The sequence below is a fragment of the Streptococcus mitis genome, assembly GCF_002096925.1.
GTDB classification, from domain to species: Bacteria; Bacillota; Bacilli; order Lactobacillales; family Streptococcaceae; genus Streptococcus; species Streptococcus mitis_AF.
Genome location: NZ_NCVN01000085.1, coordinates 109,407 through 131,249 on the forward strand (window position 1 = coordinate 109,407; position 21,843 = coordinate 131,249).

Annotated in this window: 22 protein-coding genes and 1 pseudogene; 13 read left to right on the plus strand and 10 right to left on the minus strand. The window is 39.4% G+C overall.

Translation table 11 applies throughout. The features are described 5' to 3' along the window. Nucleotides 1-184 precede the first annotated feature (184 nt). The 6 genes and pseudogenes from B7692_RS10090 (at nt 185) to B7692_RS10115 (ending at nt 5,805) form a co-directional block, all read left to right on the plus strand. Nucleotides 185-1,336, plus strand: coding sequence for an iron-containing alcohol dehydrogenase (locus B7692_RS10090; protein WP_045612453.1), 1,152 nt, complete (start codon nt 185-187; stop codon nt 1,334-1,336). 149 nt (nt 1,337-1,485) lie between these two features. Further along, nucleotides 1,486-2,370 (plus strand): SPFH domain-containing protein, encoded by an 885-nt coding sequence (locus B7692_RS10095; RefSeq protein ID WP_004235732.1) that lies wholly within the window; start codon nt 1,486-1,488, stop codon nt 2,368-2,370. Nucleotides 2,371-3,265: 895 nt separating this feature from the next. Continuing rightward, nucleotides 3,266-3,343 (plus strand): annotated as a pseudogene (locus tag B7692_RS11435) (CPBP family intramembrane glutamic endopeptidase); the annotation flags it as partial. Between the two features lie 68 nt (nt 3,344-3,411). Next, the gene (locus B7692_RS10105; RefSeq protein WP_192855502.1) at nt 3,412-3,708 is read left to right on the plus strand and encodes a bacteriocin immunity protein; all 297 of its coding nucleotides are present in this window, start codon (nt 3,412-3,414) and stop codon (nt 3,706-3,708) included. A 128-nt stretch (nt 3,709-3,836) separates the two neighbouring features. Further along, on the plus strand, nt 3,837-4,823 hold the full coding sequence (gene trhO, locus B7692_RS10110; RefSeq protein WP_020902652.1) for an oxygen-dependent tRNA uridine(34) hydroxylase TrhO: 987 nt from the start codon (nt 3,837-3,839) through the stop codon (nt 4,821-4,823). Nucleotides 4,824-4,944: 121 nt separating this feature from the next. Next, nucleotides 4,945-5,805 carry a DUF4299 family protein gene (locus tag B7692_RS10115; protein ID WP_045612437.1) on the plus strand — a complete coding sequence of 287 codons (861 nt, stop codon included), beginning with the start codon at nt 4,945-4,947 and terminating at the stop codon, nt 5,803-5,805. A gap of 70 nt (nt 5,806-5,875) precedes the next feature. On the opposite strand, the gene B7692_RS10120 is transcribed toward B7692_RS10115, so the two are convergent. From B7692_RS10120 to B7692_RS10140, 5 genes are all read right to left on the minus strand, one after another. Continuing rightward, a complete protein-coding gene (locus tag B7692_RS10120; protein WP_084930613.1) occupies nt 5,876-6,913 on the minus strand; it encodes a DUF6574 domain-containing protein in 1,038 nt (345 codons plus the stop codon). 57 nt (nt 6,914-6,970) lie between these two features. Further along, nucleotides 6,971-7,882, minus strand: a complete 912-nt coding sequence (locus B7692_RS10125) for a DUF4097 family beta strand repeat-containing protein (protein ID WP_084930614.1) — start codon at nt 7,880-7,882, stop codon at nt 6,971-6,973. Then, complete coding sequence (locus tag B7692_RS10130) at nt 7,875-8,468, minus strand: DUF1700 domain-containing protein (protein ID WP_061088527.1); 594 nt, start codon at nt 8,466-8,468, stop codon at nt 7,875-7,877. Before B7692_RS10130 ends, B7692_RS10125 begins: the two co-directional genes overlap by 8 nt. Next, the gene (locus B7692_RS10135; RefSeq protein WP_000273858.1) at nt 8,455-8,781 is read right to left on the minus strand and encodes a PadR family transcriptional regulator; all 327 of its coding nucleotides are present in this window, start codon (nt 8,779-8,781) and stop codon (nt 8,455-8,457) included. The genes B7692_RS10130 and B7692_RS10135 overlap by 14 nt, the downstream gene beginning before the upstream one ends. Before the next feature lie 138 nt (nt 8,782-8,919). Further along, the gene (locus B7692_RS10140; RefSeq protein ID WP_084930615.1) at nt 8,920-10,086 is read right to left on the minus strand and encodes a CynX/NimT family MFS transporter; all 1,167 of its coding nucleotides are present in this window, start codon (nt 10,084-10,086) and stop codon (nt 8,920-8,922) included. 154 nt (nt 10,087-10,240) lie between these two features. Here B7692_RS10140 and B7692_RS10145 point away from each other — a divergent pair, with 154 nt between their 5' ends. Continuing rightward, nucleotides 10,241-11,071 (plus strand): glycosyltransferase, encoded by an 831-nt coding sequence (locus B7692_RS10145; protein WP_084930616.1) that lies wholly within the window; start codon nt 10,241-10,243, stop codon nt 11,069-11,071. A gap of 190 nt (nt 11,072-11,261) precedes the next feature. Beyond that, nucleotides 11,262-13,112: a polysaccharide biosynthesis protein gene (locus B7692_RS10150; protein WP_084930617.1), complete on the plus strand. Its 1,851-nt coding sequence runs from the start codon at nt 11,262-11,264 to the stop codon at nt 13,110-13,112. 107 nt (nt 13,113-13,219) lie between these two features. On the opposite strand, the gene B7692_RS10155 is transcribed toward B7692_RS10150, so the two are convergent. Genes B7692_RS10155 through sdaAB form a run of 3 tightly spaced genes read right to left on the minus strand, consistent with a single transcriptional unit; the run spans nt 13,220 to nt 15,426 of the window. After that, a complete protein-coding gene (locus B7692_RS10155; protein WP_084930618.1) occupies nt 13,220-13,852 on the minus strand; it encodes an HAD hydrolase-like protein in 633 nt (210 codons plus the stop codon). A gap of 21 nt (nt 13,853-13,873) precedes the next feature. Continuing rightward, nucleotides 13,874-14,746, minus strand: coding sequence for an L-serine ammonia-lyase, iron-sulfur-dependent, subunit alpha (sdaAA, locus tag B7692_RS10160; protein ID WP_000500050.1), 873 nt, complete (start codon nt 14,744-14,746; stop codon nt 13,874-13,876). An 8-nt stretch (nt 14,747-14,754) separates the two neighbouring features. Continuing rightward, the gene (gene sdaAB, locus B7692_RS10165; protein ID WP_000838909.1) at nt 14,755-15,426 is read right to left on the minus strand and encodes an L-serine ammonia-lyase, iron-sulfur-dependent subunit beta; all 672 of its coding nucleotides are present in this window, start codon (nt 15,424-15,426) and stop codon (nt 14,755-14,757) included. Nucleotides 15,427-15,665: 239 nt separating this feature from the next. On the opposite strand from sdaAB, the gene apf reads away from it, so the two are divergent. Continuing rightward, nucleotides 15,666-16,313: an aggregation-promoting factor gene (gene apf / locus B7692_RS10170; RefSeq protein WP_004254959.1), complete on the plus strand. Its 648-nt coding sequence runs from the start codon at nt 15,666-15,668 to the stop codon at nt 16,311-16,313. Nucleotides 16,314-16,364: 51 nt separating this feature from the next. On the opposite strand, the gene B7692_RS10175 is transcribed toward apf, so the two are convergent. Next, on the minus strand, nt 16,365-17,228 hold the full coding sequence (locus tag B7692_RS10175) for a helix-turn-helix domain-containing protein (RefSeq protein WP_084930619.1): 864 nt from the start codon (nt 17,226-17,228) through the stop codon (nt 16,365-16,367). Nucleotides 17,229-17,561: 333 nt separating this feature from the next. On the opposite strand from B7692_RS10175, the gene B7692_RS10180 reads away from it, so the two are divergent. From B7692_RS10180 to B7692_RS10190, 3 genes are all read left to right on the plus strand, one after another. Continuing rightward, complete coding sequence (locus B7692_RS10180; RefSeq protein WP_084930620.1) at nt 17,562-18,149, plus strand: two-component system regulatory protein YycI; 588 nt, start codon at nt 17,562-17,564, stop codon at nt 18,147-18,149. A gap of 243 nt (nt 18,150-18,392) precedes the next feature. Further along, nucleotides 18,393-19,265, plus strand: coding sequence for a helix-turn-helix domain-containing protein (locus B7692_RS10185; protein ID WP_049500743.1), 873 nt, complete (start codon nt 18,393-18,395; stop codon nt 19,263-19,265). A 315-nt stretch (nt 19,266-19,580) separates the two neighbouring features. Beyond that, nucleotides 19,581-20,168 carry a hypothetical protein gene (locus B7692_RS10190; protein ID WP_049500741.1) on the plus strand — a complete coding sequence of 196 codons (588 nt, stop codon included), beginning with the start codon at nt 19,581-19,583 and terminating at the stop codon, nt 20,166-20,168. A 105-nt stretch (nt 20,169-20,273) separates the two neighbouring features. On the opposite strand, the gene B7692_RS10195 is transcribed toward B7692_RS10190, so the two are convergent. After that, nucleotides 20,274-21,158 carry a helix-turn-helix domain-containing protein gene (locus B7692_RS10195; protein WP_084930621.1) on the minus strand — a complete coding sequence of 295 codons (885 nt, stop codon included), beginning with the start codon at nt 21,156-21,158 and terminating at the stop codon, nt 20,274-20,276. Nucleotides 21,159-21,540: 382 nt separating this feature from the next. Between B7692_RS10195 and B7692_RS10200 the strand changes: the two genes are divergently transcribed. Next, nucleotides 21,541-21,825, plus strand: coding sequence for a lactococcin 972 family bacteriocin (locus B7692_RS10200; protein WP_049500737.1), 285 nt, complete (start codon nt 21,541-21,543; stop codon nt 21,823-21,825). Nucleotides 21,826-21,843 lie beyond the last annotated feature (18 nt).

A 21,843-nucleotide genomic window follows, 5' to 3' on the forward strand; every position in this document is an offset into this window, starting at 1 on the left:
AATGATTGAACTATATCTGTTCTACTTGTTTTGTTTGCTGATGGAAAATGATCTCATAAATAATAGTCAAATTCCACTCCTTTTAAAAATATTTGTTAGATATTTCACAAATGATTGAAAACGAATACAAAAAGTAATATAATGATGTTAAATATATAGCGCGAAGGCGCAGGAGGAAAATTATATGGCTACATTTTATGTTCCGGCAGTCAACCTTATTGGAAAAGGTGTTGTAAATGAAGTGGGTCCTTATATCAAGGAACTTGGCTATAAAAAGGCACTTTTGGTGACAGATAAGTTTATCGAAGGAAGTGACATTTTGCCTAAGGTTTTAAAACCGCTAGATACAGAAGGAATCGAATATGTCATCTTTAGCGATGTAGAGCCAAACCCTACTTGTAAGAATGTCACAGATGGGGTAGCTGCTTTGGAAGAACATGGATGTGATTTTATCATCAGTCTTGGTGGGGGCTCTCCACAGGATGCAGCTAGTTGTATCTCTATCATGGCTACAAATGGTGGAAAACCACAGGATTATGAAGGGCTTCATAAGTCTGCTAAAAAAGGCTTGCCAGTTGTAGCTATCAATACTACTGCAGGTACATCAGCAGAAATTACCATTAACTATGTGATTACCGACGAAGAACGCAAGGTTAAGATGGTAATGGTTGACAAGAATAGCCTTGCTCTTATCTCTGTTAATGACCCTGAATTGATGATTTCAAAACCTCAAGCCTTGACTGCTGCGACAGGTATGGATGCTCTGACTCACGCTGTTGAAGCTTTGGTAACACCTGGTGCTTATGATGTAACCAAGAAACTGTCTATTGGTGCTATTGAGCTTATCAAGGAATACCTTCCTCGCGCTGTAGCAAATGGACACGATATTGAAGCGCGTGAAGGTATGGTCAATGCTATTTTCCTTGGTGGTATGAGCTTTAACAATGCTGGTCTTGGTTATGTTCACTCAATGGCTCATCAACTCGGTGCAGTATATAACTTGCCACACGGTGTTTGCTGTGCCATGTTGCTACCAGTTATAGAACGTGAAAATGCTAAACGTGTACCAGAAGCTTTCCGCAATGTTGCTAAGGCCTTGGGACTCCATGTAGAGGATAAATCAGATGAAGAGTGTGCCGATTATGCGATTGCTGAGATTGAGAAGCTTTCTGAGACAGTAGGTATTCCTAAGAAATTGACTGAACTTGGTATTGAAGAAAAAGATTTCGACTTTGAATACCTTTCTAAGAATGCCTTGATTGATGCCTGCGCACCAGGAAACCCATTTATGCCAACCTTAGAAGAAACGATTGCCTTTTATAAAGAGTTGTTTTAGCAAGAGATTTGACGACAATGTGACAATTCACCTCTAATTATTGACATTTCAGGAAAAATTGCAGTAAAAACTGCACATCCTTCTTTAAATGTGCTATAATACAGAAAAAAATAATGATGGAGGTCGTCGCGATGGTAACAACATTTTTGATGATTTTTGTGGTGGTTTGTGTGCTCCTATTGGTGATAGTCACACTGAGTACAGTTTATGTGGTTCGTCAACAGTCGGTGGCGATTATTGAACGCTTTGGGAAATACCAAAAGGTTGCCAATAGCGGTATTCACATCCGCTTGCCTTTTGGGATTGACTCGATTGCAGCGCGGATTCAGTTGCGCTTGTTGCAAAGCGATATTGTGGTTGAGACTAAGACCAAGGACAATGTGTTCGTTATGATGAATGTAGCGACTCAGTACCGTGTTAATGAGCAGAGCGTAACAGATGCCTACTATAAACTCATGCGTCCAGAATCTCAGATTAAATCTTATATCGAAGATGCTCTTCGCTCTTCTGTTCCCAAATTAACCTTGGATGAATTGTTTGAGAAAAAAGATGAGATTGCCCTTGAAGTTCAACACCAAGTAGCAGAAGAAATGACTACTTACGGTTATATTATCGTGAAAACCTTGATTACCAAGGTCGAACCAGATGCAGAAGTCAAGCAATCCATGAATGAAATCAATGCGGCGCAGCGCAAGCGGGTCGCAGCGCAAGAATTGGCGGAAGCCGACAAGATTAAAATCGTCACTGCAGCTGAAGCCGAAGCAGAAAAAGACCGCCTCCATGGTGTGGGGATTGCCCAACAGCGTAAGGCGATTGTGGATGGATTGGCAGAGTCTATCACCGAACTCAAGGAAGCCAATGTTGGCATGACAGAAGAACAAATCATGTCCATACTCTTGACCAACCAGTATTTGGATACCTTGAATACCTTTGCCTCTAAAGGAAATCAAACGATCTTTTTACCAAATACGCCAAATGGTGTGGATGATATCCGTACACAAATCTTGTCAGCCCTTCGCGCTGAGAAGAAATAATAGACTAAAGAGCTTGGCAACAGGCTCTTTTTTAGTTATGGTGAGAGATGAATCTTAGCTTAAATAAGACTATTCACAAGAGTTACTAACAGATTGTGGATAAGTGTGGATAACTGTCAGTGTTCTGCTGCTACTATTAGTTCACTGAATCTATTTAATAGACCAAACACATATTATTTCCTATAAATTTGGAAGTTAAAAACACTTTAAGTTAGTTATTAACAAATTGTGGAAAAACTTGTGAATTGCTATGGGGATAGAGTGTAGGTCTACTATCTGACAAGCAGATAGATATCTAATACTCTCATTTTTATAATAGATGATATAGAGTGTTTCTCGTGAAACATAAAATTTCTGTACATTTTCCTATTTATACCTGATCTAGTTACACAAATTAATGCTAAAATAAAAGAGAGGTGTTATTTCCGTAAAACTTGGAAAAGGTTGCTACAGGAATATACAGATTTCTAAAAAAGAAACGTTAGCGGAATGGCAGATGTGATTTTATGGAGTTTTGATTTCGAAAACGATCATGCCCATGCTTTTCATGGATAATATTGCCTAGATAGATGAAGATTTGTACTATTTCAGTTTTTTCAGCGATGATGGAGAAGAGCACTACACAGAAAATATCTATTTGGAGATTCTAAGTGTTAAACAAAAATTTAAGTTTATTTTTGACTTTGGTGATGACTGATGTATTGAACATGAAGTGTTAAGAGAAGTCGAGATAGAAGATGAAGAATCGTAAGATGAGTAGTTAAGAAATCTAAAAAATTTAATTTCAGTCTAGATAGGCCTAGTATTCTAATGAGATGGCTTATTGTTGCTTGCTAGATCAGTTGCTAAATCGGTAGTTAAGATTAAGTTTTATTTTTTCAAACTTCAATCCTGCTATGCGTTTTATGTTATCCATAGTATTCTAGCGACTCTACCATTTTTGCTGACTTTTTTACATAGGGTGTTTGGTTAAATACTGGGTCGAGAGTTAGGGATTATAGTTTATCAAATTTATAAGTGAGTTTCAGGAGGAAAATGAGAATGACACCATTAAAATGGTTTGCAGGAGCAAGCGAAAGGCGTTGTGAAGCGATGACTATCCTAGATCATTTACTAGAAGACATAAAGGATACGCCTCAGCTGACTCCCTTGAAAAATCAGTTAGTGAGTTATAAAAAACGATTAAAGGACGATGGGACCTCTATTCCGTTTATATTGAGCCAAATGAATGTTGATATCTCACGTGTGTTGATTGATAATAAGTTGATTTTGTCAGAAAGTCAAGCTGAGCAGATCAAAAAATTGAGAGAACTATCTGCAATTCGCTATGGTTACTGAATTGCAGGGATATGCCTCTTTCTACAATTTCCAGTCAAATAAATTGCATTCGCTTTCTCAAGCAGGTATACTAGTATAGTTAGATGAAAAATTCTGAAAATTTAAGAATAGAAAAGAGAACAAATCTTATGGCAAAAGATATTCGTGTCTTACTTTACTACCTTTACACTCCAATTGAAAATGCAGAGCAATTTGCTGCAGACCACTTGGCTTTCTGTAAATCAATCGGCCTTAAAGGCCGTATCCTAGTCGCTGACGAGGGAATTAACGGAACAGTTTCAGGGGATTATGAAACAACTCAAAAATACATGGACTACGTTCACAGCCTCCCAGGCATGGAAGACCTCTGGTTCAAGATTGACGAAGAAAATGAACAAGCCTTCAAGAAGATGTTTGTTCGTTACAAGAAAGAGATTGTCCACCTTGGTTTGGAAGACAACGACTTTGACAACGACATCAACCCACTTGAAACAACAGGTGCTTACTTGTCTCCAAAAGAGTTCAAAGAAGCCCTTCTTGACGAAGATACCGTTGTCCTTGACACACGTAACGATTATGAGTACGACCTAGGACATTTCCGTGGGGCTATCCGCCCAGATATCCGTAACTTCCGTGAGTTGCCACAATGGGTCCGTGACAATAAGGAAAAATTCATGGACAAGCGTGTCGTGGTTTACTGTACAGGTGGGGTTCGCTGTGAGAAATTCTCAGGCTGGATGGTCCGTGAAGGTTACAAAGATGTCGGCCAATTGCACGGTGGAATCGCAACTTACGGTAAAGACCCAGAAGTCCAAGGTGAGCTTTGGGATGGAAAAATGTACGTCTTTGACGAGCGTATTGCCGTAGATGTTAACCATGTCAACCCAACTATCGTAGGAAAAGACTGGTTTGATGGAACACCATGTGAACGTTATGTCAACTGTGGAAATCCATTCTGTAACCGTCGTATCTTGACATCAGAAGAAAATGAAGACAAGTACCTTCGTGGATGCTCACACGAGTGCCGTGTTCACCCACGTAACCGCTATGTTTCAGAAAATGAATTGACACAAGCTGAAGTTGTCGAGCGTCTAGCCGCTATCGGTGAAAGCTTGGATCAAGCAGCTACTGTATAAGATTAAACAGTCCTTAGGGGCTGTTTTTCTATGCTTTTTACTCAAAAATCTAAAGTTTGTTTCTGTATCTTTCAAGAAAATAAGGTATACTATATGTAAACGATTTCAAAGGAGTACAGTTATGACGAAAACATTTTTTATTCCAAATAAACAGAGCATTTTAGGAGAACAGGAAATTTTGACTGCCAAGTCCGTCTTGGCCTTGCTAGATGGTTTGGAGTCACATAGCTATGATGCTGTCTATCTCCGTCAGCCTCTTAATCGTCTCGAGTATATAGAGTGTGCGATAGTGGGGCAATCACAATTTCTATTTAAGGTCAGTTATGCTGATGGTCAAAAGGCTTACCGTGTCGATCTTCCTGAGCTACTCACGAAGACAGACTGGGAGATCATCAAGTCATTTTTAGATGCTCTGCTTGCTTACACAGGAACTGAGATTGAAGAACTAGATGGTTTTGATTTTGAAGCTTATTTCCAAGCAAGTATTCAAGTCCATCTGGCAGACACTGCAGCGCATTTTACGATTTGCCAAGGAATTTTTAATCCTGTTTTCTTTAGTCATGAGGATTTGAAAAGCTTTTTAGAGGAAGATGGCTTGGCTCAGTTTGAAGCGCGTGTGCGTGCGATTCAAGAGACAGATGCTTACTTTGCAAGAGTTTCCTTCTATCAGGATGGAGAAGGACAAGTTCACGGTGTTTACCATCTGGCTCAAGGAGTCAAGACAGTATTGTCGAGAGAACCATTTGTTCCTGCTGCCTATATTGAGCAATTGGTGGATAAGGAAGTGCAGTGGGAGATTGACTTGGTTCAAATTACAGGAGATGGCTCTAAACCAGAAGACTATGAAGCCATTGCCCGCCTAGACTATGCAAAATTCCTAGAGTCATTACCATCAGCATCTTACCACCAACTAGATGCCAATCAATTAGAAGTACAACCCATCCTGGGAGAAGATTTTAAAACATTAGCACAAGAAGAGTAAAGTAGAAGCAGGTCAATCGACTTGCTTTTTGGCATAGAAAAAATCCTGCCATGGAAGACAGGATTAAAGTTTAAAGAAAGGCCAAGATACGGAGATAATCTCCAATCAGTGCCACTTCAGCTACAAAGAAGAGGAGGATAATGACTCCGTTCACAAGGACAGACAAGAATAATTGATAGAAGGAGTCGGTTTCACTTGCTTGACTAGGTCTTGTAATGATATGGAGGCTAGCAAGTAGAATGATTCCAATGCTAATCACACACAAGAGGGCTGTAAATCGTAGGCTGTCAAAGAAGGCAAAGAAACTAGCAATAGCAGTGAGGAAGATTGGAATTGCCAAGAGTTGACTATACTGTTGGAGAACCTTTTCTAGCGTCCAGTCTTTTTCTTGGTAGATAAATCGTCTCACAACGAAACTACCCAAGAGGAATGAAAAGAAGAAGAGTGTTGTTGCTACTAGGATAGAAATAATCGAAAAGAGATTTAATGATGCAAATTGTTCAGGGAAGTGATTATGCATAGTTGCTATATGTCCATAGTAAGCATGTTTGATGTGGTAGATACTAAAGAAAAAGGAAGACGCAGAAAACAGAATGAGCAAGAGAATGGCTGTATAACTGTGTGTACTACTTGTTTCAAGCTTGCTTGTAGGAGATTTGATTGCTTCCGCTAACCAAGACCAAAAATCAAGCGCTTGCTCTTTCCATCTATCCGTAGATTTTGGAGCTTGGTCGGGGATATAAGGACTTTCTAAGGATTGACTGATAAGAAGTGGCTCTTTCGTGGTTGTTTTTTTCTGAGGAAGTGCTTCTTGGTTCTCTTCAGCTATAGTGACTTTTTCTGTTTCTTTAGAAAGGTCTTGCTTTTCTTCTATTTCTGTTTTCGCTTCACTGTCTTCAGGTGTTTCAACTTTCTCTTCTTGCTGGTTTTCAAGTTTGACTTCAGCTTGAGAGACTTCCTCCTCTACTTGAGTATTTTTTTCAATTGGTGTATCGGGATCGGCTATCGTTTCGTCAGCCTTGTCTGCAAGATCTTGGGGTTGTTCTTCAGGCTTGTTCTTGCTTGTTGTTTTTACAAAATCATTACTTTCAAACCATTCTTGTTTCATGGTAGAACCTCCTTTTTAGTGGGTTATGTGTCATAGTGGTCGATATAAATAGGTTTATTAAGGTCTGTTAGCTGTAGTTTCAAGACTAATATAATCATCAGCCTTAGCGATGAGTTGACCTTTTGCATCAGTTTTTTCAGTTTTGTAAGGGTTGCTTAATTCGTTGGGGTGGCGTTGACTCTCATCTCTCGATAACTGATAAATAGGACCATGGTGACTCGAGAGGTCTAAGTTAATTTCTTGGCTTTCTTTTTGAGTTAGCATGATACTCAGCGCATTTTTAGAAGATAGTTCTACTTTACCATATACTTTAATATTTTCAGCGTGGAAGTGCTTCTCTGTTGACTCTAGCTGACTATCTGTAAGGTCTGTATCAAAGATATTAATGATATTGGGTGTCGTGAATTTGCTGTTTTTGATACGACTTCCTTCAATTCGGAGGATATAGCTGTTTGTATTGAGGGTCGCATTTTCAAGAGTGGCATTAGTGATACTGGTTTGACCGCGATTGGTTGAGACGTTGATTCCTTTTAGACTTCTTCCTTTTGGAACTTGTAGAATAACTTCTTCAAAACGACGAGAGTAGCTACTTGCGATATGGAGAATACCGCCAATTCCAGAAGAGAGAAATGGAGTTTCAGAAAGTTTCTTATCAGTGAGGCTCAGAGTTTTGTCGTTTTGATTTGTGATAAGATCATGGTGAGCAGAAAGAGATGGATGGTAAGAAATGTGGATTTGATCATCGAAAGAGTCTGTGATGGTCAGAGCGTGCTGGTGGAGAGTGATCTCTAAATTTTCGACTTCCTTGCCAAAGGTCAACTCTTCCATCCGACTATCATAGACAGGCTCCTTGGACATAGCAAGTAGGCTCTTGATCCCGTCAGATTGGATACCTACAAAGAGCAGGATAAATCCGACAACGGTAGTCACCACACCAAAAATGAGAAATCCTCTTGTCAATTTACGCATGCTGGTCACCTCTCTTTCCTTTTTTAAGAACAAATTGCACCAGGCGAACAATGAGTAGGCCGAAGAAGCGAGCTACATAGGAAATACCTAATAAAACCAGCGAAGAAGCACCGATAGCTAGTAAACCAGAACCAAAAATCAAGATAAAGGCTGATTTGGCTTGGGCTAAGATAGTAAAACTTTCAACTAAAAATAGGAATCCGCCAATGATACCAAGTATGGAAATCGCAAAGAAAGCCAGAATGACAGTCAAAGCTGCCACAAGGATTCCGAACAGGGCCACGAGGATGGCGATTCCCAGAGGAATACCGATGGGTGCTGCAAGGAGAGCTAACAAGGCGATATGCAAAATTTGTCGGTTATTTTTTTGAGCGGGTGCCTCATTGATTTTTTTATCGAGAAGATTAGATAGGACTTCGTGAGCTGCTTCCTTAGGAGTTCCCAAGCTAGCGATGAGTTCTTCTTCTCCTTCGACTCCAGCATCGTCAAAGAGTTCCCTGAAATAGTCCATGGCTTCAATTTGGTCAGCCTGAGGCAGTTTTTTGAGATAAAGTTCTAGCTGAGTCAGGTATTCAGTTCTTGTCATGGCGGATACTCCCTTCTATGATGCCATTGATGGTGTCTGTATAGAGTGCCCATTCATCTTTTAGGGTCACGAGCTGTTCTATACCACCATTTGTCAAGGAGTAGTATTTGCGCATGCGACCTTGGAACTCTCTAGAATAGGTTGTCAGAAAGCTATTGCCTTCCAATTTTTTTAGGATAGGATAGAGTGTAGATTCTTTGATATTAGCGATCAGCTTAATGGTTTGGCTAATCTCATAACCATAAGAATCATCCTGCTCCAGTACGGCCAAGATGAGAAATTCAATCAAGGCAGAAGATGTTGGAAAGTACATGGGGAACCTCCTTTTCTAATGTGTAAGATTTTTATATATAATTTTTCTACACATACATTGTACATCTAAAAGAAAGCCCTGTCAAGAGAAATGTGTAAAATTTTTATATATAAAAAACTTCTAGCCAAAACTAGAAGTTTAAAGGATTTTATCAGCTCTGTCTACTGTAAAGAGGGCCACAGTCATCAGGATATCGACGAGTAAGAGGGCAGCTACAGCTGGTACCCAAGAGTGGAAAAGGTCAAAACTGTAACCAAAGAGGGTTGGTCCAAAGGCTGCTAGGATATAGCCTCCTGTTTGAGATAGACCGGACAATTGGGCTGTCTTTTCAGGAGCGCTTGTCTTGAGTGAAAAATTGACCATGAGATAAGGGAAGAGGGCACTGGTTGCGGTTCCGATGAGGAGATGGATGGCAAGCCAGTAAAAGAAATTACCGATTGGGAAAAAGAGCATGGAAATACCGACCACACCAGCTAGTGAAACCAGAGTGAGCATGAGCTGACGGTTACGAGTAGATAAACTAGTTGTCAGGCTTGGGATGGTCATTGAAAAAGGAATGCTAATCAGAGAGAAGATAGAAGTCAGCAAGCCAGCTTCGTGACTGGATAGGCCTGCATGGATAGCCATGGTCGGTAACCAGGTCATAGCGGTGTAAAAGAGCAAGGATTGAAAACCGGCAAAGACAATAACTGCCCAGACCTGTTTATTACGCATGACCTTTGTTTTGTTTTTTTGTTTGGTTTGTGGAGCCAGTCTGTGATTATAGCGGTGATTTGGGAGCCAGACCAAAAAAGTTGCTAGACAGAGAAGGGTGAGGAGGATGATAAGTCCTTTCCAAGAACTGGCTTGTGTAATAGGTACAGCCAGATAGGAGGCCAGAGCCGTTGCAATCCCCATAGAGGTTACATATAAGGTGGTCAGAAAACCAATCTTCTTTGGTTGATTGGCTTGGATAAGACTAGGAAGCAGCACATTGATGACTGCGATACTTGCCCCAACCATCAAGGTTCCTAGATAGAGCAGGGGCAGATTGATTAGTCGAATGAGAGAACCGATGGTCAAGAAGAAAAGGCTATAGGTAAAGAGATGCTCCAAGCCGATTTTTTGAGCCAGTCGGGTAGAAAATAGCGAGAAGAGGGTAAACATGAGGAGAGGAAGACTGGTCAATACACCAAGCGAACTAACTTCTACTCCGAGCCCTTGAGAAATATCTCCCAAAATAATGGGTAAAACAGTAAAAGGAGTCCGCAAGGAAACACCAATCAGGATAATACCTGGAACAAAAAAGAGTGATTGCTTTTTCATATAATACCTCTTCTAGCTGATTTTAATAACAGCTTATTTTAAGGCTTTTTCCCTATAATGTCAAGTAAGGTTTCTGGCTTTCAAGATAAAAATGGGAAAGTCTTGAAAATTATGATAAAATAGTGGAAGGAAATCTATACATTGGAGAAAAACTGTGTCTGAAAAGCAAAAAATCAGCGTATTGATGTCGGTCTATATCAAGGAAAATCCGACATTTTTAAAGGATGCTATTGAGAGTGTTCAAAATCAGACCCTGAAACCGAGCGAGTTGGTTCTGGTTGAGGATGGGCCTTTGACACCCGAGCTCTATCAGGTATTAGACCAGCTTGAAGCTGAGTCTGATATTCCAGTGAAACGCTATCCTCTTGAGCAGAATCAAGGTTTGGGTCTGGCTCTTCGACAGGGTGTTTTGCAGTGTCAGTATGATATTATTGCCCGTATGGATACGGATGATATAGCTGTTCCAGACCGTTTTGAGAAACAGGTTCAGCTAATGGAGAAGGACAACCTCGACTTATTAGGTGGCCATATTGCAGAGTTTATTGACAATCCTGATGAGATCGTTTCTTACCGTCGTGTTCCAACCCAGCATGCAGATATTGTGACTTATCAAAGGATGAGAAGTGCCTTTAACCACATGACTGTCATGTTCAAGAGGGACATGGTTCTCAAGGCAGGCAACTATGAGGATGGCCTTTATATGGAGGATGACCTCCTCTGGCTCAATATGATTGCTGCAGGAGCCAAGACTGGAAATCTGGATAAAATCTTGTGTAAGGTTCGTGTCGGAGCAGGGATGTTTGAGCGTCGTGGGGGACTGCGTTACCTCAAACTCTATCGTCAAGCTCGTCAGCGCATGCTGAAGAGAGGGCAAATTTCTTACATGGAGTATGCCAAGAGTGTTGCCATTCAGATGGTTGTTGCTCTTTGTCCAGGATTTGTCAGACAGTTTATTTTTATGAAACTGTTAAGAAAAAGCAATTAAAAGATTGTAGCAAATCGTAAACTTTAGAAAAAGTGTTATAATAACAATATAATACTCTTCGAAAATCTCTTCAAACCGCGTCAACGTCGCCTTGCCGTACTCAAGTACAGCCTGTGGCTAGTTTCCTAGTTTGCTCTTTGATTTTCATTGAGTATAACCATCGAGCTCTTTTAAGGAGGAGTAAATTTCTATGAATAAAAAACTCACAGATTATGTGATTGATCTGGTGGAAATTTTAAATAAACAACAAAAACAGGTTTTCTGGGGAATATTTGATATTTTGAGTATGGTGGTTTCCATCATTGTATCTTATATTTTATTTTATGGGCTGATTAATCCAGCACCTGTTGACTACATTATCTATACGAGTTTAGCCTTCCTGTTCTATCAATTGATGATTGGATTTTGGGGATTAAACGCTAGTATTAGTCGTTACAGCAAGATTACGGATTTCATGAAAATCTTTTTTGGTGTGACTGCTAGCAGTATCTTGTCATATAGTATCTGCTATGCCTTCTTGCCTCTCTTCTCTATCCGTTTCATCATTCTCTTTATCTTGTTGAGTACCTTCTTGATTTTATTGCCACGGATTACTTGGCAGTTAATCTACTCTAGACGCAAAAAAGGCAGTGGTGATGGAGAACACCGCCGTACTTTCTTGATTGGTGCTGGTGATGGCGGAGCCCTCTTTATGGATAGTTACCAACATCCAACCAGTGATTTGGAACTGGTCGGTATTTTGGATAAGGATGCGAAGAAAAAGGGACAAAAACTTGGTGGGATTCCTGTTTTGGGTTCATATGATGAATTGCCTGAATTAGCCAAACGTCATCAAATCGAGCGTGTTATCGTTGCGATTCCGTCGCTTGACCCGTCAGAATATGAGCGTATCTTGCAGATGTGTAATAAGCTGGGTGTCAAATGTTACAAGATGCCTAAGGTTGAAACAGTTGTTCAGGGACTTCACCAAGCAGCTACCGGCTTCCAAAAAATTGATATCACAGACCTTTTGGGCCGTCAGGAAATTCGTCTTGATGAATCGCGTCTGGGCGCAGAACTGACAGGTAAGACAATCTTAGTCACAGGTGCTGGTGGCTCAATCGGTTCTGAAATCTGTCGCCAAGTTAGTCGCTTCAATCCTGAACGCATCGTCTTGCTCGGTCATGGGGAAAACTCAATCTACCTTGTTTATCATGAATTGATTCGCAAGTTCCAAGGGATTGATTATGTACCGGTTATTGCCGATATTCAAGACTATGACCGTTTGTTGCAAGTCTTTGAACAGTACAAGCCAGCTATTGTTTATCATGCGGCAGCCCACAAACACGTTCCTATGATGGAGCGCAATCCAAAAGAAGCCTTCAAAAATAATATTCGTGGAACTTACAATGTTGCTAAGGCTGTTGATGAAGCCAAAGTACCTAAGATGGTTATGATTTCGACAGATAAGGCGGTTAATCCACCAAATGTTATGGGAGCAACCAAGCGCGTGGCTGAGTTGATTGTCACTGGCTTTAACCAACGTAGCCAATCAACCTACTGTGCAGTTCGTTTTGGGAATGTTCTTGGTAGCCGTGGTAGTGTTATTCCAGTCTTTGAACGTCAGATTGCTGAAGGTGGTCCTGTAACGGTGACAGATTTCCGCATGACCCGTTACTTTATGACTATTCCAGAAGCTAGCCGTTTGGTTATACATGCTGGTGCCTATGCCAAGGACGGAGAAGTTTTTATCCTTGATATGGGCAAACCAGTCAAAATTTATGACTTGGCCAAGAAAATGGTCCTTCTAAGTGGCCACACCGAAAGTGAAATTCCAATCGTTGAAGTTGGAATCCGCCCAGGTGAAAAACTCTACGAAGAACTCTTGGTATCAACCGAACTCGTTGACAATCAGGTTATGGATAAGATTTTCGTTGGTAAGGTTAATGTCATGCCTCTAGAAGCCATCGATCAAAAAATTGAAGAGTTCCAAACTCTCAGTGGAGATGAGTTGAAGCAAGCCATTATCGCCTTTGCTAATCAAACAACCCACGTTGAATAAAAAAGAAAAACGCATATTATCAGGTCTGAGAACCTTGGTATTATGCGTTTTGTTATGTAGAGATTTACTTCATTTTCTTCTGAAATAGAGTTGTTGTCCAGTCTATGTTATTGAAAATACTCTAAAACCTCTAAGGGGCTATGGGCGATATAATCAGGATGATAGTTAAGCAAGTCTGCTTGCTCTCCAAATCCCCAAGTGACGGCCAATTTCTGAATGCCTGTTTCTTGAGCTCCCAGCATATCAAACTTGGTATCTCCAATGATGATGGCTTGTTCCGGTGCTAGTTGATGTGTCTGCAAGGTTTGGCGAATGACATCTGCCTTATGGGGTGCTTCAGGGCTGGAACCATAAATGCCATCAAAGAAATGATAGACTCCCAAGTTTTTAGTCATGTCTTGAGCGGTTGGAGTATTCTTTGTAGTGGTGATATAAAGAGGGTAATTGCTCGATAACTTCTCAAGCAAGTCTACGACCTGAGGAAAGAGTTGAGCTTCATGGATGCCTTTTGCCTTATAGTAAGAACGGTATATCTGCACAGCCTCAGAAATTTGGTCTTTGGGAAGGCAGGTCGCAAAACTACTTTCGAGAGGCGGCCCCATAAAACCACGAATAGTTTTGGCATCAGGGCTAGGTACCCCCAGCTCCTTAAAGGTATGGGTAAAGGCATTGTGAATCCCGATAGAACTATCAACGAGGGTTCCGTCCAGATCGAAAAAGATAGCTGAGATAGAGGTCATGGTTTCTCCTATTTGATAAGCTTATTCTCCGAAAATTTCTTTTTGGAGGCGACGACCAGTAGGGGTGGCAGCGAGTCCACCTTCAGCTGTTTCACGAAAGGCAGTTGGCATGCTTGCTCCTACTTGGTACATGGCATCGATAACTTCATCCACAGGGATTTTAGATTCGATACCTGCCAGGGCCATGTCTGCTGCGATGAAGGCAAAGCTAGCTCCCATGGCATTGCGTTTGACACAGGGAACTTCGACCAAGCCGGCAACAGGGTCACAGATGAGGCCTAGCATATTTTTAATGACAAAGGCAATGGCTTGACTGGCCTGATAAGGTGTTCCACCGGCAGCTAGAGTCAAGGCTGCAGCACTCATAGCAGAGGCCGAACCAACCTCGGCCTGACAGCCACCTTCAGCACCTGAGATAGAGGCATTGTTTGCGATGACTAGTCCAAAGGCACCGGCAGCAAAGAGGAAATCCAGCTGTTGCTCGTGGCTGAGGTCTAATTTTTCAATAGCAGCTGTTAGAACGGAAGGCAGACAGCCAGCACTTCCTGCGGTCGGAGTGGCACAAACCAAGCCCATTTTGGCATTGTGTTCATTGACTGCAATGGCATTTCGGGCAGCAGAGAGAATCGTGTAATCTGACAGAGTTTTTCCGTTTTTGATGTAGTGATCCAATTTGGCAGCATCTCCACCTGTCAGGCCACTACGAGATTTATTTTCATTGAGGCCAAGTTGGACAGAGGCTTTCATGACTTCTAGATTGCGTTCCATGAGAAGGAAGACTTCTTCACGTTCGCGACCAGTCAATTCAAACTCTGTTGTAATCATGAGTTCTGCGACATTTCCTTGAAAGTCCAGTTCTGCCTGCTCGACCAATTCTTTGATAGAATAAAACATGCTTCCTCCTATTTAAAGAAATTGACATTGTGGAGATGAGGGATTTTTCGAATTTCTTCGATAGCCTCATCACAGTTGCGACTGTCAACTTCGATAATCATAATAGCTTTTTCACCAGCTTTTTCACGAGTAACATTCATCTGGGCGATATTGATATCATAGCGGGAAAGGGCCTCTGTTACGAGGGCAATCATACCTGGAATATCTTGATGAACAATGATGATAGTCGGTGTATTCATATTGAGAGAGACGGCAAAGCCATTGAGTTCGGTTACCTGAATATTTCCTCCCCCGATAGAAATACCAGTCACGCTAATGGTCTTATGAGCATTTTTAACGGTAATTTTAGTGGTGTTTGGGTGAGGGGCATTGCTGTCTTTCTGAATGGTCCAGACAATCTTGATGCCACGCTTGTGGGCAATTTCCAGGCTGTTTGGGATTTCAGGATCATCTGTATCCATGCCCAAAATACCTGCAACAAGGGCTAGGTCTGTTCCGTGACCACGATAGGTCTTGGCAAATGAGTTAAATAGTTGGAATTCGACTTCTGTCGGAGTATCATCAAAAATGGAAGAGACAATCTTCCCAATACGAACAGCACCAGCTGTATGGCTACTAGATGGGCCAATCATAACTGGTCCGATGATATCAAAGACAGATTGAAAACGAAGTGATTTCATCAGTTTCCCCTTATAAAAATTCTTATCTCTATTATATCAAAGAATGAAGGTCTTGGCTTTAATTGTGGATGAAAACCTTTTTACACTACAAATAGCATAAAAAAGCATCTTTTGTAACAAAAAATAGCTTATTTAGGGAAATAAAAAATAATTTTGTAATATTTCTACATAAAAGTGTCAAGAAACGGTAATATTTAAAGGGTATGATAGAACTATAGAAAGAAGGAGAATTTTCAAATATGAAATCAACAACTAAAAAGATTAAAACAACTCTTGCAGGAGTAGCTGCCTTGTTTGCAGTATTTGCTCCATCATTTGTATCTGCTCAAGAATCATCAACTTACACTGTTAAAGAAGGTGATACACTTTCAGAAATCGCTGAAACTCACAACACAACTGTTGAGAAATTGGCAGAAAACAACCACATCGACAACGTTCATTTGATTTATGTTGGTCAAGAGTTGGTTATTGATGGCCCTGTAGCGCCTGCTGCAACACCAGCGCCAACTACTTATGCAGCACCAGCTGCTCAAGATGAAACTGTTTCAGCTCCAGTAGCAGAAACTACAGAAGTAGCAGAAGAAGCTCCAGTGGCAAGCGCACCTGCAGCAGAAGAAACGGTTGCTACAACAGAAGCTTCAGCACCAGCTGCAACTGTAAGCGGATCTGAAGCAGAAGCTAAAGAATGGATTGCACAAAAAGAATCAGGTGGTAGCTATACAGCTACAAACGGCCAATACATTGGACGTTACCAATTGACAGATTCATACTTGAACGGTGACTACTCAGCTGCTAACCAAGAACGTGTAGCGGATGCCTACGTTGCAGGACGTTACGGTTCATGGTCAGCCGCTAAAAACTTCTGGCTTAACAATGGCTGGTATTAAGAAATAACGAACAGAATAATATGAAAAGGTCGAGGAAATCCCTCGACTTTTTTATATTTCTTTCGGTTGATAATAGGTCTCCACTTCTTTTTTGAGAAAGGCTAGAATGGACGTTTCATCGGTCAGCTCCAGAAGGGAGAACCCTTTTTGGATAAGTTTAGCATCATCCCTACAAATCCCAATACGGACATAGCAGATAGCAAGCATATCGCAGCTTTTCTTGTTCTTGGCATCCTCTAGTAAAGTATAGCAGATTTGTTGACACATGTTTTTGTCTTGATGGTATAAGTAAATGGTGGAAAGGTTGAGTAGGATTGCCATTCGCAAGTCATGTAAATGTTGATAGTTTTTATAGACTTCTAAGCGTTGCAAGATTTTTCCAGTGATGAGATGGAGGTGTTCAATAGGAAAGCTGAAAAGGATGGTATTGAGGATTTTTAGGTCGCTTTCATACCATGTATCTTGTTTTTCAATTTTTTCCCAAAGTTTTTTGACAGTTTGTTTCACTTGGTCTGACAGTTGCTCTGTACCATGTTGACGGATATGAATGACAACTTCAAGCATATCCCTGATTTCTTCTATAGGCAGGTCGTGATGGGTCTTGAGATAGTTTTGGCATGTTTCAAAAAAATGAACTAGACCACTGCCACCAATGATGGAATTCATATTGAGATAAGTTTGCATGATTTCTGTCCGTTGGCTCGGCTGATAGATATGGCAGATGTAGTCAAACTCTTCAAAACTCATATTAATCTGTCGGAGAAGAAATTCCATGTTTTCATATTTGGGAGTTACCTTGCCACTTTCAATCTTTGATAGACTAGTTCTTGAAAGGACATCTCCGCAGACCTCTTCTTGGGTTAAGCCTTTTGACTCACGTATTTCTTTATAGACCTTTCCGAAATCATAACGCATGATTGACTCCTTTTCGTGAAAAAAGTTAACAAATAATAAAATCCTATTAAAAATATTGTATCATAGTAATATAAAAAGTAGAAAATAAAACTAAAATAAGTTTGTGGAAAAGCTTGGTGTAATTTTAAAATGGGCTTAATAGTACTATGATGTAGCTAGAAAAGGGGTGGAAAAATGTTTAAAAATAAGGAGCTTTTTCGAGTAGTCATGATATTTGTGATAGGAACTATCCTCATTTTAATGACACCAGTCTTATTTAAAGTTGTTATGGAACTATTTTCAAAATAGATAGGCCTCTGTTTTAGGCAGAGGCGTGAATCAGGAGGTTAAGTGATGAACTACAATGTAAAATATCTCTTATCAGGAATATTTATTATAGTCTTTATAGGTTTTCTAGTCTGGATGCGTTATTTTAATCAGAAGAAGGAAGAAGAGCATTCGGATGTGTCTTTTGAAGCGAGATTAGACAGTGAGGTTAAGACATTATATAAACAACTAGGCTCGGGTGAGGAGCCTCATTATTTCTTAGCCTATCGCTACCTACATCCCTGGTTTAATTTGGCGATTTTACCACCAACAGTTGAAATTTTCTTAACTAAAATAGCGCTGGTGATGGTGACTCCAGATGAACTACTGATAAGAAATCTTGGGAATGGGATGACTTTCACAAGTGAGCACCATCGTGATTTGCGACAAGGACTTATCCGCATTCCAAAATCAGAGATGAAAGAATTTGAGATTCGCAACTGGAAAAGAGTTTTTATATTTGGCGATTTTTTGACAATTAAAACAAGCCAACATAGCTATTATTTGCAGGTTAGAGATGATGGACTTCAAAAAGGAAGTCTTTCTACCAAACACTTCTCCGACTTGAAACGACAAGATTTTCTCGGGTTATTGACAGATAAAAGGACATTCTGATAGACAATTAACCAAAAAACGAATCTTAGGACGTTCAACAATTCAAAAACCACACAGTATTTCTTTCAGCTTGATTGTACTCAAGACTGAAATCACTATGTGATTTTATTTGGAAGCTAGTTTTTCCTAGCCTCTTTTTGCTTACATGTAGGGAAATCTGTTCACTCTTTGTAGCCAATTTGATATAATCTTATCAAAAAAGTAGTATAATGTTTTTATAGAATATAAATAGTGGTGGATAGCATGCATGCATTATTAGCAACAAGATTAAAAAATAAGCGAAAAGAGCTGGGTTGGTCGCAAAAAGAATTGGCAGAAGGAATTTGCCAACAAACTCAGATAAGTCGCATGGAACAAGGCAAATATATGCCAGGAGCAGATTTGTTATATAAATTATCTGAAAAAATGGGCTTAAATATGGACTATTTCTTTTCAGGAGAAATTTCGAAAGAGTTTCTAGGCTTGTCTGCTTTCAAGAGATTGTCTGAAACATTATTGGAAAATCAAGATTATGCCTCTTTGAAATATGCTTTTGAGGGAGAGAGAAAGCAACAGACTTCTTTATCTTTTGATGAAAAGATTTATCTGGACTGGATAGATGCCATTCTAACTTATCAATGTGAACATCAATTAAAACTAGCTATTTCAAAAATAGAGGACATCCTTAGTAGGATTAGTATTGATAAAGTGGATTACTTATATATTTTGAATACCCTGCTGATTTTCTTAGGCTATGATGAGGATAAGGAGAAATTTGAGCAACTATATGATCAGGTTTCCGTAGCCCTTTCAAAAATCGATACTAGTGTGCGTGAACAAATTGAGTTGTATATCAAAATAAAATACAATTATTGTTACCACCTTTGGAAACAGGAGGAGATGGATAAGTCCAGAGCGCTATTATTGGAGATAATTGAATTTTGTAACAAATATCATAGTAGCTTTAGGTTAGCAGATTTATATTGTTTATTGGGAAATGTAACAGAAGATCTTGATATCTCTGTTGCTAAGGACTATTATATGAAAGCTAAGGTGCTTTATCTAATTGAAAATAATGAAGTCAAGGCGCTCAAGGTGGAACAATATCTAATGGATAAGCAGTCAGATAATGTATAAGGATAGCAAAAGCTATCTTTTTTATGTGTAAAATATAACTATAATTCTTCTTTTTGAAAACATTTAATATTTGCTTTAATTGCTTGACAGGTTATATATGTTGATTTATAATATAGGTGAAACGGGAGGTGTGCAAGCGTTGACAAATTCAGTGACCTTAACTTTGTATTTAGTCGAGAATTATGATGTAGCTAGAAAAGAAAGAATTCTAGTTTGACAATCTTACCAGTCTTATTTAAAGTTGTGATGGCACTATTTTAAAAATAAATATGACTCTTCTGCTTTAGGTGGAGTAGTGAATCAGGAGGTTAAGCGATGAACTACAATTTAAAATATATCTTATCAGGAATATTTGTCCTAGTCTTTATAGCTTTCCTAGTCTGGATGCGTTATTTTAATCAGAAGAAGGAAGAGGAGCATTCAGATGTGTCTTTTGAAGCGAGGTTAGATAGTGAAGTCAAGACCTTATATAAACAACTAGGATTGGGTGAGGAACCTAACTATTTCTTAGCTTATCGCTACTTACACCCTTGGTTTAATCTAGCGATTTTACCACCAACAGTTGAAATTCTCTTAACTAAAATAGCACTAGTGATGGTAACATCAGATGAATTGCTAATAAGAAATCTTGGAAATGGGATGACTTTCACAAATGAGCATCATCGCGATTTGCGGCAAGGACTTATCCGCATTCCAAAATCAGAGATGAAAGAATTTGAGATTCGCAACTGGAAAAGAGCTTTTGTATTTGGCGATTTTTTGACAATTAAAACAAGCCAACATAGCTATTATTTACAGGTTAGAGATGATGGACTTCAAAAAGGAAGTCTTTCTACCAAACATTTCTCCGACTTGAAACGACAAGATTTTCTAGGATTATTGACAGATAATCGAACATTCTGATAGACAATTGCCTAAAAAACAAATCTCCGAACGTTCAAACATTCAAAAACCACACAGTGTTTCTTTCAACTTGATTGTATTCAAGATTGGAATGACAGTGTGGTTTTATTTAGAAGCTAAGCTTTTTTCTCTTTCCTTCGGTTGATAATGGGTCTCTACTTCTTTTTTGAGATGAGACAGCATAGAAGTTTCTTCGGTTAGCTCCAGAAGGGAGAACCCTTTTTGGATAAGTTTAGAATCGTCTGTACAAATCCCAATACGGACATAGCAGATAGCAAGCCTATCGTAGCTTTTCTTGTTCTTGGCATCCTCCAGTAAAGTGTAGCAGATTTGTTGACACATGTTTTTGTCTTGATGATATAAGTAAATGGTGGACAGATTGAGTAGGATTGCCATTCGTAAGTCATATAAATGTTGGTAGTTTTTATAGACTTCTAAGCGTTGCAGGATTTTTCCAGTAATGAGATGGAGGTGATCAATGGGAAAGCTGAAAAGGATGGTATTGAGGATTTTTAGGTCACTTTCATACCATGTATCTTGTTTTTCAATTTTTTCCCAAAGTTTTTTGATAGTCTGTTTCACTTGGTCTGATAGTTGCTCTGTACCATGTTGACGGATATGAATGACAACTTCCAGCATATCCCTGATTTCTTCTATAGGGAGGTCATGATGGGTCTTGAGATAGTTTTGGCATGTTTCAAAAAAATCAACTAGACTACTGTTGCCAATGATAGAACTCATATTAAGATAAGTTTGTATGATTTCTGTTCGTTGGCTCGGTTGATAGAGATGGCAGATGTAGTCAAACTCTTCAAAACTCATATTGATTTGACGGAGAAGAAATTCCATATTTTCATATTTGGGAGTTGCCTTGCCGCTTTCAATCTTTGATAGGCTGGTTCTTGAGATGACATTTCCACAGACCTCTTCTTGGGTTAATCCTTTTGACTCACGTATTTCTTTATAGACCTTTCCAAAATCATAACGCATGATTTTCTCCTTTTAGTGAAAAAAGTTAACAAATAATAAAATCTAGTTAAAAATATTGTATCATAGTAACAGAAATAGTAAAAAAGAAAACTAAAATAGTGTGTGAAAAAAGTTAACTAATTTTAAAATAGAGTAAAGAAGAGGTATACTATAGATACGAAATACAGATAGGAGGGAAAGAGTATGAATAAAAAAGTTTTTCGTTTTTTAGTTATTCTTGCTTTCTTATTCAGCATTGCTACGGTTTTCCCATGGAACTGGCCGATATAATGCGCTAGTTGTAAAAATGAAATGAAGGTGAGTCCAATGGACTACGATACTTGTTGATAAATTACTATAGCTGTTTTTACGGAACAGCTCTCGATAATAGGAGAAATAAATCATGAGAAAATTAGTTAGAATTGGTGTTGCATCTTTAATGGTATGTGGTATACTTGCTACTACAAATGCTTTAGCAGTATGGGTTGATGGTGGTCAATGGAACTATGGAGTAGGTTGGACAGGAACTTTTGGATATTCTGATTATTTACATTCTACTCGATCTCATACAGCAACTGTCAAGCATGGAGGTAGAATCTCTAAGGATCGTGAAGATCCCGAGGTTTGGGCTCAAGCTTCCCTTAATAAAATTCCGCCAACAGGATTAGAATATTTCTATGGATTTTAAGTGAAATTTTCCCTCTCC

Coding starts and splice junctions, on each gene's coding strand:
- sdaAA (WP_000500050.1), bottom strand. CDS start 14,746: ATGTTTTATTCTATCAAAGAATTGGTCGAGCAGGCAGAACTGGACTTT.
- B7692_RS10125 (WP_084930614.1), bottom strand. CDS start 7,882: ATGCGTAAATTGACAAGAGGATTTCTCATTTTTGGTGTGGTGACTACC.
- B7692_RS10175 (WP_084930619.1), bottom strand. CDS start 17,228: ATGCGTTATGATTTCGGAAAGGTCTATAAAGAAATACGTGAGTCAAAA.
- B7692_RS10195 (WP_084930621.1), bottom strand. CDS start 21,158: ATGCGTTATGATTTTGGAAAGGTCTATAAAGAAATACGTGAGTCAAAA.
- B7692_RS10150 (WP_084930617.1), top strand. CDS start 11,262: ATGAATAAAAAACTCACAGATTATGTGATTGATCTGGTGGAAATTTTA.
- B7692_RS10200 (WP_049500737.1), top strand. CDS start 21,541: ATGAGAAAATTAGTTAGAATTGGTGTTGCATCTTTAATGGTATGTGGT.
- B7692_RS10105 (WP_192855502.1), top strand. CDS start 3,412: ATGACACCATTAAAATGGTTTGCAGGAGCAAGCGAAAGGCGTTGTGAA.
- B7692_RS10130 (WP_061088527.1), bottom strand. CDS start 8,468: ATGACAAGAACTGAATACCTGACTCAGCTAGAACTTTATCTCAAAAAA.
- B7692_RS10120 (WP_084930613.1), bottom strand. CDS start 6,913: ATGAAACAAGAATGGTTTGAAAGTAATGATTTTGTAAAAACAACAAGC.
- B7692_RS10115 (WP_045612437.1), top strand. CDS start 4,945: ATGACGAAAACATTTTTTATTCCAAATAAACAGAGCATTTTAGGAGAA.
- B7692_RS10090 (WP_045612453.1), top strand. CDS start 185: ATGGCTACATTTTATGTTCCGGCAGTCAACCTTATTGGAAAAGGTGTT.
- B7692_RS10140 (WP_084930615.1), bottom strand. CDS start 10,086: ATGAAAAAGCAATCACTCTTTTTTGTTCCAGGTATTATCCTGATTGGT.
- B7692_RS10190 (WP_049500741.1), top strand. CDS start 19,581: ATGAACTACAATTTAAAATATATCTTATCAGGAATATTTGTCCTAGTC.
- B7692_RS10185 (WP_049500743.1), top strand. CDS start 18,393: ATGCATGCATTATTAGCAACAAGATTAAAAAATAAGCGAAAAGAGCTG.
- B7692_RS10155 (WP_084930618.1), bottom strand. CDS start 13,852: ATGACCTCTATCTCAGCTATCTTTTTCGATCTGGACGGAACCCTCGTT.
- B7692_RS10095 (WP_004235732.1), top strand. CDS start 1,486: ATGATTTTTGTGGTGGTTTGTGTGCTCCTATTGGTGATAGTCACACTG.
- sdaAB (WP_000838909.1), bottom strand. CDS start 15,426: ATGAAATCACTTCGTTTTCAATCTGTCTTTGATATCATCGGACCAGTT.
- trhO (WP_020902652.1), top strand. CDS start 3,837: ATGGCAAAAGATATTCGTGTCTTACTTTACTACCTTTACACTCCAATT.
- B7692_RS10180 (WP_084930620.1), top strand. CDS start 17,562: ATGAACTACAATGTAAAATATCTCTTATCAGGAATATTTATTATAGTC.
- B7692_RS10135 (WP_000273858.1), bottom strand. CDS start 8,781: ATGTACTTTCCAACATCTTCTGCCTTGATTGAATTTCTCATCTTGGCC.
- apf (WP_004254959.1), top strand. CDS start 15,666: ATGAAATCAACAACTAAAAAGATTAAAACAACTCTTGCAGGAGTAGCT.